The sequence below is a fragment of the Anaerococcus urinomassiliensis genome (assembly GCF_900128425.1).
In the GTDB taxonomy this organism is placed as follows: Bacteria; Bacillota; Clostridia; order Tissierellales; family Peptoniphilaceae; genus Anaerococcus; species Anaerococcus urinomassiliensis.
In genome coordinates, this window is record NZ_LT635782.1 from 1,155,375 (window position 1) to 1,172,885 (window position 17,511).

Annotated in this window: 17 protein-coding genes; 1 reads left to right on the forward strand and 16 read right to left on the reverse strand. The window is 32.9% G+C overall.

Features of this window, described 5'->3' with window-relative positions; translation table 11 throughout:
• Positions 1-317 precede the first annotated feature (317 nt).
• The 6 genes from BQ7474_RS06575 to BQ7474_RS06595 form a co-directional block, all read right to left on the reverse strand.
• On the reverse strand, positions 318-599 hold the full coding sequence (locus BQ7474_RS06575) for a hypothetical protein (protein WP_073998135.1): 282 nt from the start codon (positions 597-599) through the stop codon (positions 318-320).
• Between the two features lie 141 nt (positions 600-740).
• On the reverse strand, positions 741-899 hold the full coding sequence (locus BQ7474_RS10610; protein WP_159429551.1) for a hypothetical protein: 159 nt from the start codon (positions 897-899) through the stop codon (positions 741-743).
• A gap of 383 nt (positions 900-1,282) precedes the next feature.
• Entirely contained in the window at positions 1,283-2,464 is a 1,182-nt protein-coding gene (locus BQ7474_RS06580; protein WP_073998136.1) for a GspE/PulE family protein, read from the reverse strand.
• A 1-nt stretch (position 2,465) separates the two neighbouring features.
• Positions 2,466-3,995 carry a YifB family Mg chelatase-like AAA ATPase gene (locus BQ7474_RS06585; RefSeq protein ID WP_073998137.1) on the reverse strand — a complete coding sequence of 510 codons (1,530 nt, stop codon included), beginning with the start codon at positions 3,993-3,995 and terminating at the stop codon, positions 2,466-2,468.
• A 1-nt stretch (position 3,996) separates the two neighbouring features.
• Positions 3,997-4,896 carry an RluA family pseudouridine synthase gene (locus BQ7474_RS06590; RefSeq protein WP_073998816.1) on the reverse strand — a complete coding sequence of 300 codons (900 nt, stop codon included), beginning with the start codon at positions 4,894-4,896 and terminating at the stop codon, positions 3,997-3,999.
• A 66-nt stretch (positions 4,897-4,962) separates the two neighbouring features.
• The gene (locus tag BQ7474_RS06595; RefSeq protein ID WP_073998138.1) at positions 4,963-6,876 is read right to left on the reverse strand and encodes an FIVAR domain-containing protein; all 1,914 of its coding nucleotides are present in this window, start codon (positions 6,874-6,876) and stop codon (positions 4,963-4,965) included.
• A gap of 150 nt (positions 6,877-7,026) precedes the next feature.
• Between BQ7474_RS06595 and BQ7474_RS06600 the strand changes: the two genes are divergently transcribed.
• Entirely contained in the window at positions 7,027-7,854 is an 828-nt protein-coding gene (locus tag BQ7474_RS06600) for an exodeoxyribonuclease III (protein ID WP_073998139.1), read from the forward strand.
• Between the two features lie 83 nt (positions 7,855-7,937).
• On the opposite strand, the gene BQ7474_RS06605 is transcribed toward BQ7474_RS06600, so the two are convergent.
• The 10 genes from BQ7474_RS06605 to BQ7474_RS06645 form a co-directional block, all read right to left on the reverse strand.
• A complete protein-coding gene (locus BQ7474_RS06605) occupies positions 7,938-9,047 on the reverse strand; it encodes a hypothetical protein (protein WP_073998140.1) in 1,110 nt (369 codons plus the stop codon).
• Between the two features lie 124 nt (positions 9,048-9,171).
• Positions 9,172-10,389 (reverse strand): CAMP factor family pore-forming toxin, encoded by a 1,218-nt coding sequence (locus tag BQ7474_RS06610; RefSeq protein ID WP_073998141.1) that lies wholly within the window; start codon positions 10,387-10,389, stop codon positions 9,172-9,174.
• Between the two features lie 182 nt (positions 10,390-10,571).
• Positions 10,572-10,721, reverse strand: coding sequence for a hypothetical protein (locus BQ7474_RS10615; protein WP_159429552.1), 150 nt, complete (start codon positions 10,719-10,721; stop codon positions 10,572-10,574).
• 83 nt (positions 10,722-10,804) lie between these two features.
• Positions 10,805-11,722 carry a helix-turn-helix domain-containing protein gene (locus BQ7474_RS06615; protein ID WP_073998142.1) on the reverse strand — a complete coding sequence of 306 codons (918 nt, stop codon included), beginning with the start codon at positions 11,720-11,722 and terminating at the stop codon, positions 10,805-10,807.
• Between the two features lie 214 nt (positions 11,723-11,936).
• Complete coding sequence (locus BQ7474_RS06620) at positions 11,937-13,037, reverse strand: hypothetical protein (protein ID WP_073998143.1); 1,101 nt, start codon at positions 13,035-13,037, stop codon at positions 11,937-11,939.
• 352 nt (positions 13,038-13,389) lie between these two features.
• On the reverse strand, positions 13,390-14,493 hold the full coding sequence (mnmA, locus tag BQ7474_RS06625) for a tRNA 2-thiouridine(34) synthase MnmA (protein WP_073998144.1): 1,104 nt from the start codon (positions 14,491-14,493) through the stop codon (positions 13,390-13,392).
• Positions 14,483-15,556: a cysteine desulfurase family protein gene (locus BQ7474_RS06630; protein WP_073998145.1), complete on the reverse strand. Its 1,074-nt coding sequence runs from the start codon at positions 15,554-15,556 to the stop codon at positions 14,483-14,485. Before BQ7474_RS06630 ends, mnmA begins: the two co-directional genes overlap by 11 nt.
• 96 nt (positions 15,557-15,652) lie before the next feature.
• On the reverse strand, positions 15,653-16,159 hold the full coding sequence (locus tag BQ7474_RS06635) for a YbaK/EbsC family protein (RefSeq protein WP_073998146.1): 507 nt from the start codon (positions 16,157-16,159) through the stop codon (positions 15,653-15,655).
• Positions 16,159-16,380 (reverse strand): YdbC family protein, encoded by a 222-nt coding sequence (locus BQ7474_RS06640; protein ID WP_073998147.1) that lies wholly within the window; start codon positions 16,378-16,380, stop codon positions 16,159-16,161. The genes BQ7474_RS06635 and BQ7474_RS06640 overlap by 1 nt, the downstream gene beginning before the upstream one ends.
• Before the next feature lie 10 nt (positions 16,381-16,390).
• Complete coding sequence (locus BQ7474_RS06645) at positions 16,391-17,506, reverse strand: GH25 family lysozyme (protein ID WP_073998148.1); 1,116 nt, start codon at positions 17,504-17,506, stop codon at positions 16,391-16,393.
• Between the last annotated feature and the right edge of the window lie 5 nt (positions 17,507-17,511).

The window sequence follows — 17,511 nt, forward strand, 5'->3', positions numbered from 1 at the left end:
GTATCGACCTGATAGTATTCGTTAGGATCAACCTTATTAGCTATTTCTTCATTTTCTTTATTCTGTATATTAGCTCTGGATAATACTTCTAAAACTAAAGCTGGAGATTTTTGTTTATGTATTTCTTCTGTGAATTTAATTAGTTCATTAGCTGATAGATATTCTAAACCAGTTAAATCTTCAATAGCTTCATCTTTAGCCTTAGTTAGCTCATCTTATCTCCTAGTATCAGCTTCTTGTTCAGCAAGTTCTTTCTCTTTAGCTGCTTGTTCCTCTTTTGTCTTCTTTTCTTCAAGTTCTTTAGCCTTACGTTCCTCTTATTCTTTTTTCCTAGAGGCTTCTTCTTCGGCTAGACGACTTGCTTCTAATTCTTCATCAGTTGACGCTTCAACTTGTTCACTACTTACAGCTTGTAGTGGTTTAGTATTAGCATCACTAGGAGCGTCGATTTTTCCAAATGCAATCAAAATTGCTATACTTAATGTAGCTATTCCTCTTTGGTAAACCTTGCTGTCAACCAGTCCTTTCCTGTATCTTCTTCTATATCTGAAATACCATGGGATTGTTAGAATAAAACCAAATGATAGGAATCCAGACAATCCAGATGACCAAAAGCCCGGCAACAGCATTATGATTGTAAAAGTCAGTAGTTTATTATTTTTTATAAATTTAAAACATCATTCATTTATGTATCTCTCCAAATTTTTAAGTTTATCGTACATAGAAAACTTATCTTTTATTTACTGTATGTTATCTAAATCTTTAGTATACCTGATCAGCTCTCCACGCCATTTAAAGTCGGTTAATTCAGTTTCAATAAAACTTAGGGTTTCTTCCTTAAACTCAGCAAGCTCTTGTGGATCTTCAGTCTTGATGAGATTTGATTTATGTGTATCCATAGCATCATACTTATCAATAACTTCATTTATTTCAGATTCATCATTAGCTAAATCAATTGAACCTTTAGCTAAATTCTTATCTATATCTTGGATGTTAGATAGATTATCTATATATTGATATGCCTCTTCTTTTACTAGATCTAAATCAGTTTTAGTATATTTTTGACTATTAGATCAAGAAGATAATATTAAAATAAAAGTAAGAGTAATTAATATTTTATTAATATTCTTAAACATCGCATTTCTCCTTAATCTTATACTTCTATTATATCAAAAAACCTTATATTTAAAAGAATTTATGGTAGATATTTATTTTTAAAAAAAGCAATCCCCTCAGCTTAAATATGTCTGAGGGGTTTTACTTATCTATCCAAATAAATAATTCATATCTGGTCATACATTACGGAAATTATCTCTTCAAAGCTAGTTGTTCCGTCTATTACCTTGTCTAGGCCATTGGCTATCATGGACTTAAAATCATTGTCTTTGGCGTATTTATTTAAACTCACTAGGTCAATTTTCCCATTTCTGATTAGGTCTCTGAATTTATCATCTATGACAAAGACTTCTTCGCAAGCCTCCCTGCCCTTATATCCTTCGTTGCAATGTGGGCAGCCATTGGGCCTATAGATTGTGCTTTCTCTATCAATATCTAAAAATCTTTTTGCTATATTGTATTCATCATCGGTCATCTTATCGGCAACTTTACAATCACACAGCTTTCTAACTAATCTTTGGCTAGCTACTGTATTAATTGCAGATGATAGGAGGTAGTTTTCTATACCCAAATCCTTTAGCCTTATTATTGAGGATAAGGCGTTGTTTGTATGAAGTGTTGTGAGGACTAGATGGCCTGTTATTGCTGCTCTTATCGCTATTTGAGCTGTTTCATAATCTCTTATTTCTCCCACCATGATTATATCTGGGTCCTGCCTTAGAATAGACCTTAGGGCCTTGGCAAAGGTGAAGTCGATTTTTTCGTTGATGTTTATTTGATTGATCCCTTCAATATTGTATTCCACTGGATCTTCGACTGTCACTATATTATCAGCTTCAGAGTTTAGACTATTAAGTAAAGAATATAAAGACGTTGATTTCCCAGAACCTGTTGGCCCAGAAAAAATTATCATACCAGATTTATTTTTCATGGCTTCATACAAAATTTCCTTAGAAGAATTGGAAAATCCTAAGAGATTAGCTTTCTTTTGGTATTCACTTGTTGAAAGTATGCGGATTACAAGTTTTTCTCCATTGATTGTACCAATACTAGATACTCTGAAGTCAACATTTTCAAATCCAGCAAGTTTCAGGCTCTCATCTTGTGGTCTCCTGTGTTCGCTAATGTCCATTTTTGATAAAAGCTTTATTTTTGAAACTAGTTTTTCATAATTATCTTTATTGATGTGCAAAATCTCTGTAAGCTTGCCATCTATTCTTATTCTTATTCTAGCATAGCTCTCCTCAGGCTCTATATGTATATCACTTGCTTTGCGATATATGGCATAATCTAGAAGATCATATACAAATTTATTTATATTTGAAATTATCTCTCTTTGATCAAGCATTTTATACCGTCCAATATTTATCATCTAGGGCCCTATATCTCACTGCTTCTAGAATGTGTTTTTGTTCTATTTCCAAGCTCCCATCAAGGTCCGCTATAGTCCTTGCCATTTTTAAGATCTTGTTGAAGCTTCTTACTGAAAAATTGTATTTATTAAAGGCAAGTTGTGCTACTTTTTCTACTTCTGGCTTAAGTTTGATATATTTTTTCATTTGATTAGTAGAAAGCTCAGAATTTGATCTTATTTTTTCATTTTTGTAGCGCTCATCTTGCATTACTCTTGCCTTAACAACTTCTGCCTTAAGTTCTGCAGAAGATTTTGATGGAGATTTATCCTTCAAATCCTCATATTTAACTGGAGCAATCTCTATGTGGATATCAATCCTATCCAAAATCGGTGCGGAAATTTTGTTTAGGTACCTTCTTATTTCATTTTGTGTACAAGTACACTCTTTGAGAGGATTGCCGAAGTTACCGCATGGGCACGGGTTCATAGCTGCAATTAATATGAAATCTGATGGATACTTTAAGGAAGCTTGAGCTCTTGAAATATTTATCTCACGATTTTCAAGGGGTTCCCTCAAGGCTTCTATTGTCTTTTTGTTAAATTCAGGGAATTCATCCAAAAACAAAACTCCCCTATGAGCCAAGGATATTTCTCCAGGTTTTGGTATAGAATGTCCTCCACCTATGAGCGCCACCTCGCTTGCACTATGGTGAGGAGACCTAAATGGTCTTTCATTTACCAGCTGTCCCTTGTCCAAAAGTCCCATTATAGAATATATCTTGGTTACTTCTACCTTCTCATCAAAATTCATATCTGGCAATATAGTTGGCAGATGTTTGGCAGAAAAAGTTTTGCCTGATCCTGGAGGACCTATCATTAGTACATTGTGACCTCCAGCTGCTGCAATTTGTAGGGCACGTTTTAGACTCTCTTGGCCCTTTATGTCAGAAAAATCTAGGTCATAGGTCACTTGGTCATCTATTTTATGTAAATCTAATTTGTAGGCTTTTACTTCTTTTTCCTTATTTAGAAAGCTTACTATGTCATTTAGATTATCAAAAGGCAAAATATCTACATCATTTATAATAGCACATTCGTCTTTGTTTTCTTCTGCTATAATAAATTTCTTGTATCCCAACTCGCGCATAGAAATAATCATAGCTAGAGCGCCTCTTATTGGAACGATTTTGCCTGCAAGTGATAGCTCTCCCAAGAATACATAATCGTCATAAGGGTAGGTTATGACCCCCATTGAAGATAATAGAGATATTGCTATTGGCAAGTCCAGCTGGGTTCCTTCTTTTTTAAGATCAGCTGGGGATAAGTTTACCGTTATCCTACCAGGTGGGAAATTATAGCCAGAGTTTAGGATTGCTACCCTCACTCTTTCCTTAGATTCTTTGATTGATGAGTCTGGCAAGCCAACTATTAGAAAGTTTGGCAAACCTGTTGTAATATCGCTTTCTACTTCTATTGCTTTTCCATTAAGTCCCAATAGTGAGCAAGTTATAGTTTTTGAATACATATTAATCTCCAAGTCCTAAGACATCTTGATATTTTTGAAATTTGGCGTGGACAGGCGCGCTAAAGCTGACATATTCTCCATTTTGGTCAGTAAATCCAAGCCTTGTACAGTGCAATAATTGGTGATCAAGGTTAAATTTGTGCTTGACATTGCCATAAACAGGATCCCCCAGCAATGGGTGGTTGATATGGGTCATATGAACACGAATTTGGTGGGTACGACCAGTTAAGATGTGGATTTTGACTAGAGAATACCCGTCGACTTCCTTTATGACCTCATATTCACTAATTGCCTTTCTTCCACTAGGACAAACAGCCATCTTCCTAGGATTGTTCTTATCCCTATCCATAAAATTTTCTATACGAGCCGATTTTTGATCAAAATTTCCAAAGACAATAGCCAGATACTCCTTGTAGACTTGCCTTGTTTCAAAAAGTCCCTTCATATACTTATAAGTCTCATTGTTTTTGGCAATAACCATAAGGCCAGTTGTATCCTTATCGAGCCTATGAACAATGCCAGGCCTATCATCTCCTCCAATGTGAGATAGGCCATCATAGCCGTACTTGTAGAGCAAGCCATTTACCAAAGTCCCGGTAATGATAGATCCTGCTGGGTGGACTATGACATTTTCGTCCTTGTCAATAATGGCATAGTCTTCGTTTTCATAGACAACTTTTATATCCATTGGCTCAGCTAGTATCTCTGGAACTTCAAAAAGCTCATCGTCTATATCAATCTGATCACCAATTACTAATTTGTAAGATGGTTTGATATTTTTATTATTTACTTTTATTTTTTTATCCTTGATAAAATCTTTTATTTTCTCCCTTGGAATTTCTTCAAATTCGTCGGAGATGTATTTATCAACTCGGATGTTTTCAAATGCTTCTAGTATCATAACTTTATTATAGCATATATTTTTTGGCAAAAAAATTACGGGCAATTTCTCACCCGCAATTTCTATCTATTTTTTCTTTTTTAATAAATAACCTGCACCTGCAATTATTCCAAGTAGTGGAGCTACTGGAGTAATGCCTGTATTAGGATTCCAACCTTTTACAGTTTTTGCTTTTTTATTTTCCTTGGCAGGATCCTTTTTGTCTGCTTCTTTTTTGACTTCTTTTAGGCCTTCTGTTGCTTTTTCTAGTTCGCTTGCTGCTTTGTCAACATTTTCCGGACTATCCAGTGAGTTTTTTGAAATCATATCTTGAGCTGTTTCAAAGGCTTTATTATAAGCTGCTAGACTTTCTTTAGTGTAAGTTTTGTTTTTATCATAGGATTTTTTAGCTTTTTCTATTGCATCAATTAGTCTTCCATAATTTGGGACTTTTTCTATTTTTGTTACTTTACCCATCTGATAAGGGGATTCATTTGGATCAACATTTTCCATGGTGACATTGTAAATATCGCCAACTTTGGCATTAGGATCAGCCAAGCTCTCAAAGTCTATTGTAAATTCCAAGTCCTTGTATTCTGAGTCTGTAAGACGTGCAAACTTACCAGCTTTTTCTCCGATTTCTGTTAGGACAAATTGACGAGTTATAACTCCCGTTTTTTCGCTAAGTCCATCCATAGCTCCTCTTAATTCTTTGCTTGCTTTATCAACTTCTTCTTGGGTCGCATCAGCTTTATCTAAGATCTCTTTGGCATTTTCAAAGGCTTTTTGGAATCTATCAGCACTTTCTCTTGTAAATGTACCATCACCTAGCACTATGCTCCCAGCTTGATCAACTGTCTTTTTAAGTTCGTCAAATTTTACATCAGTATCATTTTCACTTTTGATTTTCTCGACCTTTTCTATGACACCTATGTGGCCCAGCTGATCTTTTGTATAGGTTATTAAATACTTATCCCCTATTTTAGCCTTGTCATCTTCTAGTTCTGATAGCATTACTAGGCTTATCCCACCAAAAGAATCAGATTTTTTAAGATTAGCATCCTTGCCTCCCTTGCTATCAGTGATATCAACAAGTTCAAATTCTGCTGTTTCTTTAATTTTATCCTTATTATCAAAAGTTTTCTTTACTTCATAAATCTCGCCAAATTGAGCTGGAATTGATTTAGTAGATATTCCATTCCAAGTGATATCGTATTTATCACCAGCTTTTGCATTTTCATCTTTCAAATCTTCTAGGTCGATTGAAAATACATTGGTCTTATTGCCACTTTCAAAAACTATGGCAGACTTCTCTTCTTTAGTATTTATAATCTCATCAATTTCAAATTCTAGACTCTTTTGGTCTTCTTTTGCCAATTTTTCCACTCTAAATATCTTGCCAAATTGAGCAGGGTATGACTCTAAGGTTACCCCATCCCAATAAATAGTGTATTTATCACCTTTTTTTGGACTGTCGTCACGCAAGTCATCACTCTTAATAGAATATTTATTACCTTCATTATTAGCTTCAGCTATAGTTGCAACAAATCCACTTTCTTTGTCGCCTTCAAGCTTTTCTATTACAAAATCTAATTTTTCTGTATTTTTAGGCAAATCTTCTTTAGCCATATTTGTCGGTTTTATATACTTTTCCTTAAGGCTAATGTCTTCTTTTTTGACATTTTCCTTAGCTACATTATGAAGTTGTTCTTTGCTCTTAATTTGATACATATCGTGAATATTTACATCATCTTCAAAATATTTTTTATCAAGGTCAAGATTGGTATTTTTATCGACTTCTTCTATAATCATAGAGTCGTCTTTGATTTCTCCTTGATAAAGCAAAGTTACATTTTTTTCCCCTACTTTAATAACTTCATAAACATATGTACGATTTTCTTCTTGTTGACTTTCTATACTTGTATTATTAGCGTAGACATTATTTCCAATTGAAAAAACAAATGCCATGCTAAGGCCTAATACAAAAATTTTTTTGTTCATAATGTCCTCCTCATAAGTCTTTCTTATACTTATTATACCCACTATAAAAAATTCTACATATTTGTTACGAATTTGCAGTCTCTATGAACTTGCATTTATTGATAAAAATTTTATAGTTAAAGTAAGATAGAAATTAAAAAGGAGATTAATTTGAAATTTATTTCATGGAATATAGATTCACTAAATGCAGCTCTAACTAGTGATTCTAATAGAGCTCACATGACACGTGATGTTTTTGCAACTATAAAAAAAGAAGACCCTGATGTAATTGCTTTGCAAGAAACAAAACTACCACAAACGGGCCTTAGCAAAAAGCATAAAGAAAAATTAGAAGAATATTTCCCAGAATATAATTACGTTCATGTCAATTCTTCTGAAGGAGCTAGGAAATCATACGCAGGATGTATGACCTTATATAAAAAAGATTTAGAAGTCAACTCAAACTTCCCATTTATAGATGCACCAGAACCAATGGATTTGGAAGGTAGGATTGTAACCTTAGAATTTGACGACTTTTACTTCACCCAAGTTTACACACCAAATGCAGGAAACGAACTAGTAAGACTTCCACTTCGCCAAGTTTGGGATCAAAAATATGCTGACTATCTAGCAAAGCTTGACAAAGAAAAACCAGTTATATCGGCAGGAGATTTTAATGTAGCTCATAAGGAAATCGACCTTGCTCACCCAGATAATAACCATATGTCTGCTGGCTTTACCGATGAAGAACGTGAGGGCTTCACTAATCTATTAAATAGAGGATTTGTAGATACTTTTCGCCACATCAATGGCGATGTAGAAGGAAAGTACACTTGGTGGGCCCAAAGGGTAAAAACAAGCAAAATCAACAACTCAGGCTGGAGAATCGACTATTTCCTTGTATCAGATAGGATAAAAGATAAGGTAAAAAGATCTGATATAATAGATTCTGGCGATAGGCAAGACCATACACCAATAGTTATGGAAATTGAAATTTAATTTTTTGGATAGCAAAGAGCCCTCATTATCAACTGTAGATAATGAGGGCTTATAACATAATATATTTGGAGGTTTATTTATTATTATTTTTTACTTTTCCAAAGTGCAACTGCTGAAAGCAGTGGAAGGCTTACAAGTCCTAATGAACTTACAATTCCTGTTTTAGGATTTTTGCCAGCCATTTTACCATCTTTATTTTCTTTGTTATTATCTTTATTCATTTTACTATTTTCGCTAGTCTTCTTATCTTTTGTTGTATCTTTTTTGTCAGGTGTTTTCATGTCTTTAGATTTATTGTCTTTTGACTTATTTTCTTTATTGTCATCTGTAGCTTTAGTTTCTGCTATCTTTTCAATCTTGGTGATTTTAGCAAATTGAGCTGGTTCGCTTGTAAGAATTTCATCTGAGTGTGTGATTTTGTACTTATCACCAACTTTTACATCATCTTTAAATTCTTTCTTTTCAACCATGTACAAATCACTACTATCTTCCATTAGCTCAGATCCATCTTCTTTGCTATAGTAAGCTAGGGTAATTCCATTTTCATTTACTTCTTTTACCTTGTAAATATTTGTGATACTTGCAGTTTCTTTTACGGACTCTTCAATTTTTTCTACATCAAAAATCTTGTTAAATTGTGCAGGATATGAATTCATAACTATATCATTGTGAGTGATTTTATATTTATCGCCAACTTTTATATCGTCATCAAAATATTTTTTCTCAACCATATATTTTTCAGATTCAGATCCAATTTTTTCTACAGTAACCCCTTCTTCATTTATTTCTTTAACTAGGAATTGGTCAGTAACTTTTTCTTCTGTAGCTTCTTCTTTTGCTGCTTCTTTGATTTCATAAATTTTGCCAAATTGAGCTGGATTTGATTTTAATATTATTCCATCACTTGTGATTTCAAATTCTTTGCCAGCTTCAAGATCCATTTTCTCAAATGCACTTTTTTCTACTTGGTAAAGGTCATCTTCATAGCCTTTTTTGTTAAGGATTACATAGTCATCCTTGATTTCTTTTACAATATAAGATTCTGTGACTTTTTCATCCTTTTCATCCATTACTTCTTCAATTTTGTTTTCATCTTTCATTTCATCTTTTAAATCATCTGCTCTAACTTGACCAATATTTGTAATTGCCAAGGCAAGAGCTAAACTTGTTGTTAGTATTAATTTTTTCTTCATAATACCCTCCTTAATCTATACCAATAATAACACGAGGCTTGTTAAGACTGTGTTAAGGTAAAAAAATAAAATGACCTCCTACTTTTTTCCTTAAAAAAATCCTAGGCGGTCATTTTCTTATTTATTATTCGTCTATTTCTTCAATAGTTTCAGTTTCTATATTCTCTTCTACTAGGTTTTCTTCTTCACTTAAACTTTCATCAATAGATGCTTCTTCACTCTCATCATCAGCTTCTATTTCATCACTTGTCTCTTCGCTAACTTCTTCTTCACTAATTTCTTCTTCGACAACTTCGCTAGGTGTCTCTTCTGCTACTAGAGCATCTTCTGCTGTTTTCATTGCAGCAAGTATATCTTCATCAGCAGCATTTGCTTGATTTACGGTAGTTTTGCTATCGTTTAATACTCTATTTGCTTTTGTGATTGCTCTATTTAGTTCTTTTATAACAGATGACTCAACATTTCCTTTTAATTTGAAATCACGCAAGTTTTTTGCAACTTGTATGTCTTTTGCAAGAGGAGCTTTTGTAAGCTTATTTGCTGTTCTTTCTCCTTCTGGTATAGACTTATAAGCTTCGTCTATTAGCTTATTTAATTCATCTGTTATAGAGTTAACTTCACTTACTGTGGCTTGACCATTTCTTCTGACATCTACTGCTTTTTTGATAGTCATATCTACTTCAGCAAGTTTATTTGGATCTAGTTTATACTTTAATTCCTTGTTTCTAATTGATTTGGCATTGCTAATTGCTCTATCAAGTTTTTCTAAGGTATAGTGAGTTCTCTTGGAATCATCAGTTAGCTTAGGAACTTGACGAGCTTTTTCTAATGAAGCTTTCAAGTCATCAGAAGCTTTGTTTAATCCTTCAGGACCTTCAAATAAATCAAGAGCTTTTAGTAAAGCATGAGTTACAGAAAAACCAACTATAACATGAGCTTGTTGTTGGCTATCAACTAATTCTGTGGCATCAGCTGTTATAGTTTCTGCAACATTTATTAGTAGGTCAATTCTAGGGATAAGTTTTGTTCTGATTTCAGATGCGCTTACTAGACCGTTTTTTAGAATCTTAGATGTCAAGTCATAAGCGTTTTTTATTGCTTTTAGCCAATCTAGTTGGTTTCCTGTTAAGCCACCTGCTATATTTTCAATACCCTTAATCAAATCACCTAGGTAATCTAACTTAGATGTTACATCATCTTTTTCGCTATCATTTTCTTTGTCTGCATATACTACACTTAATTTAAGTGGATTTATATTTAAGGCTTTGTGGCTAGCAGGTGCTATTGTATTAGCAAGTAGTGTGACTGAAAGCATCCCTATAAATAGTTTGTTGTTTTTCATAATTACTCCTTTATTTTTAATAAAAGTTTACTAATTTAACTTTTTATATTATAATAAGGAGGTAAACAAGTAAACTTTTTTTACTTTTGCAGTGGGTAAAATAATCGATTTGGAATATTGGCGTATTTATTCGATTGTTCTACCCTGTTTTTTTCTAACCAATGTCTATGATAAATTCTTTTCTATACGTTTTCTACATCTTCAATTACATAAAATTGATCGATTAGATAATCATCCCATTCTGTATTAATGGCAACCTTAGTATCCTTTGCTCCAAAATGTGCAGCTAGAGATAATAATATTGCAAAAATAAAAGCTTTTTTAAATTTCATATGTCTACCTCCTTGATAGTTATATAATACCAACCTTAACAGAAAAATTAAATACACATTTGTGTGTTTGATTATGAATCATATTATTTATGGTTGCTAATCATAACGTTTACTTGCTTGGAAATACTATTATATAGAGATTTTTCAGAAAATATATTTGTAAGTGCAAGACAATAATTAAAACTCTCTTTTGCTTCCTTAATCTGATCAATATCTATATGATTAACACCTTTCAAATAATATATCATATTAAGATAATATGTTTCTTTAATATTTTTAGCATTTGCTATAGCTATATCGCAGATTTTCAAAGATTGTTTGTTATTACCTGTTCTTAGATATGTAGTGGCAAGATTATAAGCAAAAATATAATAGTTGTCCATATTAGGATCTAGGTATATTTCTATTTCAAGCATCATATCCCTATACAAGTCAAAATTACCCTTCTTATACTCACTAATAGCCAATGCCAAGAGTATCCTTAATGAAAACTCATCATACTTGTAATCTTTAAACTTGTTAATTTTAAACTTAGTATTCATATCAGCCATGGCTAGCTCAAATTCATCTGCTGAATTACTACAAACTTCATTATTCTTTAAGGTCAAAATACCATTAAAATAATGTTTAGTTGCAAAAAGTTCTTTTTCGTAATTTAAATTTGCCTTAAATTCCATAGCATCAAAAGATTGCATCAAATCTTTTGCTTTTTCTATAGAAGAATTGTTTACAAGATAGTTTATATCTTTCCTTAGTTTTACCATATCCTGGTATAAAGCTTGTTGATGGTTTATAATATCTCTAAGGTCAATGCCCAGATACTCACATATAGGAAGTAGGGTAGAAAGCCTTGGGTCGTTTTCGCCTTTTTCAATTCTCCTGATTGTTTCCTCAGAAATAAACATTGCATCTGCTATTTGTTTTCTAGTAATACCTTTTTCTTCTCTAATTTTTCTTAAATCAGATCCAATAAAGTCGTAATTATTTATAATCATAAACATTTCTTTCTTCTAAACAGTAATTTCTATATAATCATTATATAGGAAATAATTATAAGTCAAACTAGATTTAATTATATTTTATGCTTGTATTTCACTATACCTTATATATTTGATATTATTAAACATGATATAACTTATAAAATAAGTTAGTATATATAATAATTAGGCTAATTAAAAATGCCACAAATCTAAGATTTGAGGCACTTACTCTTTGCTATTTTAATGTATTAATTGCATCTTCTACAAGTTTTTCTGAACTTTCAACTTTTTCTTTAAGTTCTTTTTCTATGCTCTTTACGGTTTTCGGTGTTTTTTCTAGGAGCATCTTACCTGCATTTGTCATAATCATATTTTGGAAGATAGATTTTGCTAACTCTTGATCACTCATTGATTCAAGCTTTTTATCGTATTTGTACTGTATAATCTTAAATATAGCAGTAACTTTATTTCCTTCTGCTTTATCTTTATCAGTTAAGAACACGTTATAGGCTTCTTCCATTAGTCCATTAGTTTCGCCCATAAGTTTTTCTAACGATGGTTTAATATTTGCAATGGTTTTTGGACTTTGTTCTAGCAAAATTGAAGTAGCCTGGTTTTGTACTAGGGCATCAAACATAGAAATAGCAAGTTTTTTCATTTCGGAGTCGTCATAATGGGTTAGTTTTACTTTTTCAACCCTATAGATTTTTCCAAATTGAGCTGGGTAAGATTTTAATGAAATTCCATCCCAGTATATCTTATAAATATCGCCAACTCCAGCATATTTATCTAGCAACATGTCAAGCTTTATTACATACTTATTATCTGGATTGCCAACTTCTGCAAGAGTAGCCATAGGCTTTTCATCGTCTTTGTTAATTTCTAATAGTTCAAACTCCATGGATTCATGATCTGCTGGTAATTTGTCAATTGGCATATTTTCAAATTTATCTTCTTCATCTAAAGGTTCAAGTTTTTCTACCCTGTAGATATGACCAAATTTTGCTGGGAATGATGTGAAAGCAACCCCATTCCAATAAATCTTGTAACGGTTATTTACTTTTACATCATCGTCACGGAATTGACCTAAGTCTAGTACATATTCACTTTTTTCATTTCCTTCTTCATAAAGTACAGCACTTGTACCTTCTTCGTTAATTTCCTTTACAACAAATATTCTATTCATAGAATCTTCTGGAATCTTATCTATAGGCATATTTTCTGGTGCTTCTGTGCTTACTGCACTTACTTCTGCATTATCATTAGCTTCTGCTACAAGTGCAGGCGATATAGCAAAAGATATGCATAGACCTGCTAGCAATAACTTTTTATTCATGGTTTTCCTCCTAATTCTTCTTGTCATTTATACATAATTTTATCACAAATGTGTTAAGATTATGTTGGTAAATATATACCCTATTATATATCGAATAAACATTTATTCTAATTTTATTAAACATTGTAATATCAAGATTTATCAATGATTTTATCATTAAATAATATAATTCAAATATAAAAATAAAGTTGTTTTTTTATTTATATTTAGCATTTTATAATTAAAGTTTATTTATAATTATTAATTTTAACTTTTACAACTTTATAGTTATAAATATTTTTGCTATATTTCTTATACTCATTATTATGTATTTGATATCAAAAAAACCACTAGTTTCCTAGTAGTTTTAATTTCAGACCCTAAGTCTCTTATCTCCATTATAAACTTCATCAATAATAGCAGAACCAATACATATATCATCCATGTAAAACACAGCAGCTTGTCCTGGGGTTACTGCCTTTGTGGAGTCGTAAGTTACTTCTACATGAGTTTTATCCAATACCTTTACGTGGGCGTTGATATCTTTTTGTCTATATCTAAATTTGGCTGTGCAGTCAAATTCTGTTGGGATTTTTTTATTGGTAAAGGTAGAAAACTCACTTGCTAATAATCTATTTGAAAATAATAGTGGGTTACTTTTCCCTTGGCAAACTATTAGTTCGTTTTTTTCAAGATCCTTGCCACATACAAACCAAGCTTCACCCTCTCCACCTATGCCAAGACCACGTCTTTGACCTATTGTGTGATACATCAAACCATCGTGTTTGCCCAATATATTTCCATCTGTATCTACTATATTTCCTGGCTGGGCTGGCAAATAGTTTGATAAAAACTCATTAAAATCGCGTTCGCCAATAAAACAAATTCCTGTAGAGTCTTTTTTGTCGGCTGTTGCCAAGTTGTACTTGTGGGCAATGTCACGTACCTCAGATTTTTGAAGTTCTCCAACTGGGAAAAGCACATCTTTGATTTGCTCTTGGGAAAGTTGGCTTAGAAAATATGTCTGGTCTTTGTTAGAATCAAGGCCACGAAGCATGACTGTCTCATCACCTGACCTATCAACTCTGGCATAATGACCTGTTGCTACATAGTCTGCTCCCAAGTTTTTGGCATAGTCCAAAAATGCCTTGAATTTGATTTCCTTGTTGCACATTATATCTGGGTTTGGAGTTCTTCCTTTTTTATATTCGTCTAAGAAATAAGTGAAGACCCTGTCATAGTATTCTTTTTCAAAGTTTATAGAATAATATGGGATTCCTATTTGGTTGGCTATTGCCACTGCATCCTCGTAGTCTTCCTCTGCAGTACAAACACCATTTTCGTCAGTATCGTCCCAATTTTTCATAAAAATTCCGACTACATCGTATCCTTCTTCTTTTAATAGTAGGGCAGCTACTGAGGAATCGACTCCTCCACTAATGCCTACTACTACTTTTGTATCTTTTTTATCTTTCATTATTTAGCCTTTCTAGGACTTCTATAGCTTTATCAATATCTTCTTTTGTATTGGTATATCCAAAGGAGAAGCGTATTGAATGCCTTGCTCTATCTTCGCCGTACATATTGGAAATGACATGGCTTGGCAAGATAGATCCAGCCCTACAAGCAGATCCTGCCGATGCACATATTCCATTCATATCCAAATATGTTAGTAGAAAATCTGACTTATAATCTCTAAAGTATAAGTTTAGGACATGGTCAGATGAATTTTCTATAGATCCGTTGATTTCATAAGAAATATTTGACCTTTTTAGTTCTTCTACAAAATATGCTTTCAATTCTTTAATTTTCTCTCTTTCATCAACCATAAGAGGAAAAGATTCAGCCATAGAATATGCTCCAGCTACAAAAGAAGTTCCTGCACGCCTATCTTTTTCTTGCTCTCCACCTGTGATTAATGGCTTTAGATTTTCTCTCATATAAAAAATCCCAAAACCATTTAACCCACCTATTTTGTGGCCAGAAAGTGATAGAGAATCGCAATTAATATCATTAACATCTATGTCGACATGGCCATAGGCTTGGACAGCATCGACATGAAACCATATGTCCTTATCTTTGAGATATTCTCCGATTTCTTTTACAGGTTGGATGGTACCAGTTTCGTTATTCACATACATTATAGCCACAAGCTTTGTTTGATCATCTATCGCATCTTTTAAATCGTCAAGGGAAATTCTTCCATCCTGATTGGCATCAAGCAAAATAGCATTATTTTTATCTATGGTATTAAGTATAGAATCGTGTTCTATAGCACTTGTTATAATTTTATTATCTTTAAAAGCTTTGATAACAGTGTTGTTTCCCTCGCTAGCACCAGATGTAAACACCACATTTCTTGGATTGGCACCTATCGATTGGGCAATTTTTCTCCTGGAATCTTCTAATATTTTTTTAGCCTCTCTGCCCTTAGCATGCAAGCTATCTGGATTGCCATCAAATGCTTCCTTGTTTTTTATTATATATTCTAAAATATCTTCTCTTTTTACAGACGTTGCTGCATAGTCAAAATATATCATATTCACCTTCTATTCTTGTGAAATTATACTATTTTTGCACATTTTATCTATAAAAATGGCAAAATAATAACCCTTGGATTGCCAAGGGCTAATTTCTTAAAATTCTACTACTGGTTGGAAGTCAAATATTTGGTAGTCATAACCAGCATTTTTGACAAATTTGAATACATCCTCATTCTTTAAAAATACTGTTTTTGTATTGTCATCTGGGTGGAAGGTCATGATTTCATTCTCGTCAATCATATCCTTATCAAAGATAACTTTGATATCTTCATCAGTATTGATAAGGCCAAATACAGAGATAATTCCAACTTCTTGTTCCAATATTTCTAGTATTTTTTCTGGCTGAACAAAGTGCATTCCTTTTTCATCTAAAAGCTTGTTGTAATCTTTCATACTAATCATCTTTTGATCATCCATTACGATAAGATAGTATTGCTTATCCTTCCTATTGGCCATAAAAAGATTCTTAGTTCTAGCACCATCCTTGCCTTCTATATATCTATCAGCTTCTTCTGTACTCTCAGCAGCAGGATGCTCTACAATATCATATTTGATATCAAGTTGATCAAATATTTCAAATAGTTTGTCCCTATTGCTCACTAAAATTCCTCCTCTGTTAGGATATTTTTTAGTACTTCTGCTTCTTCCTTGGTAAGGGTTACACCCTTGCTCATCCTAGTGTGATCCTCATTCCAATCTCTAATGTCATATTTTGGATCCCTTTCATTCCATGAAACTAGGTTAAGCTCCTTTGTCCATCCCTTTGCATTTGTAGAAAGTACTCCAAGATTTTCAACTATATCAAATTTTAATTCTGCCATAATTATCTCCTTAAGCTCTAGTAATTTTTAATCTTTCATTAACAGCCTTTTGTACTATGTTATAATCATATCCTGCATAGGTGAGGCGTCTTTTTCTTTCGGCACCTGTTCCCCATCTGCCCACAATAATTTCGCTTACAAGTGTATTCATGCTTTTTTTAGAATTGCCTTTAATAATCAAAGGATAATCTTTATAGACTACACTTGTATCAACATTGTATTTATATCCATTATAGTACCCCTTGTCTGTACGCTGCCAAGAGTCAAAGTCTGAACCATTGTATTTTGTAAAGTTCTTTGAGGCGTAGTCAGCTATCCAAAATTCGTATTTGTTTCTCACATCTTTGGTCAAATATTTATTAGCAAACCAAGGATATGAATAAATGCCAGATACATAACCATTTCTTCTCATAGCAAGTATAAAGGCTTCAGCAGCTTCAGAAATGTCAGCCTTACTTGCCTTTGCTTGTCTCTTATCATCTTCTATATCTATATAAACAGGATAAGATACATTTTTATTTTTTAAAACATTACTTACATACTCTGCTTCTCTAATAGCTTCTACTACGTTGATAGCACGAGAATAGTGATAGAATCCCAATGGAACTCCTCTGCTATTAAGATTGTTATAGTGCTCTTCAAGATGGTAATCAGTCCTAATATTTAAAGTGTCTGCATCCATAATAGAAGTACGTAGGATCGCCCCATCTATACTTTTTGCAAACTTATCGTAATCGATCAAACTAGGATCTTGGTGTTCAGATATATCTACTACTTTTTTATAAACTGGTGTCTTTGAATAAATAGGTTCCTTCTTTTGGTCTTCATAAGTGGTCTCGGTTGTTTCCGTAACTTCAACCTCACCGTTGTCTTTCACTGTGGTTTCCTCAGTCACTTCCTCTTCAATAGGCTTAAAATCTGGAACAACATCCGCATTTGGATTGTTGATATATCCCTTAATCCTATTTTCTACTCCTTTTTTATCATAATAAATACCATTATCATCTAAAACCTGGTCAAGATTTATATCATTATACTTAACAAGATCACTAGCCAAAACAGATGCTGGATTTAATATCGTCAAGGCCAAAGCAAGAGCCATATATTTTTTAAAACACTTTCTCATAACAA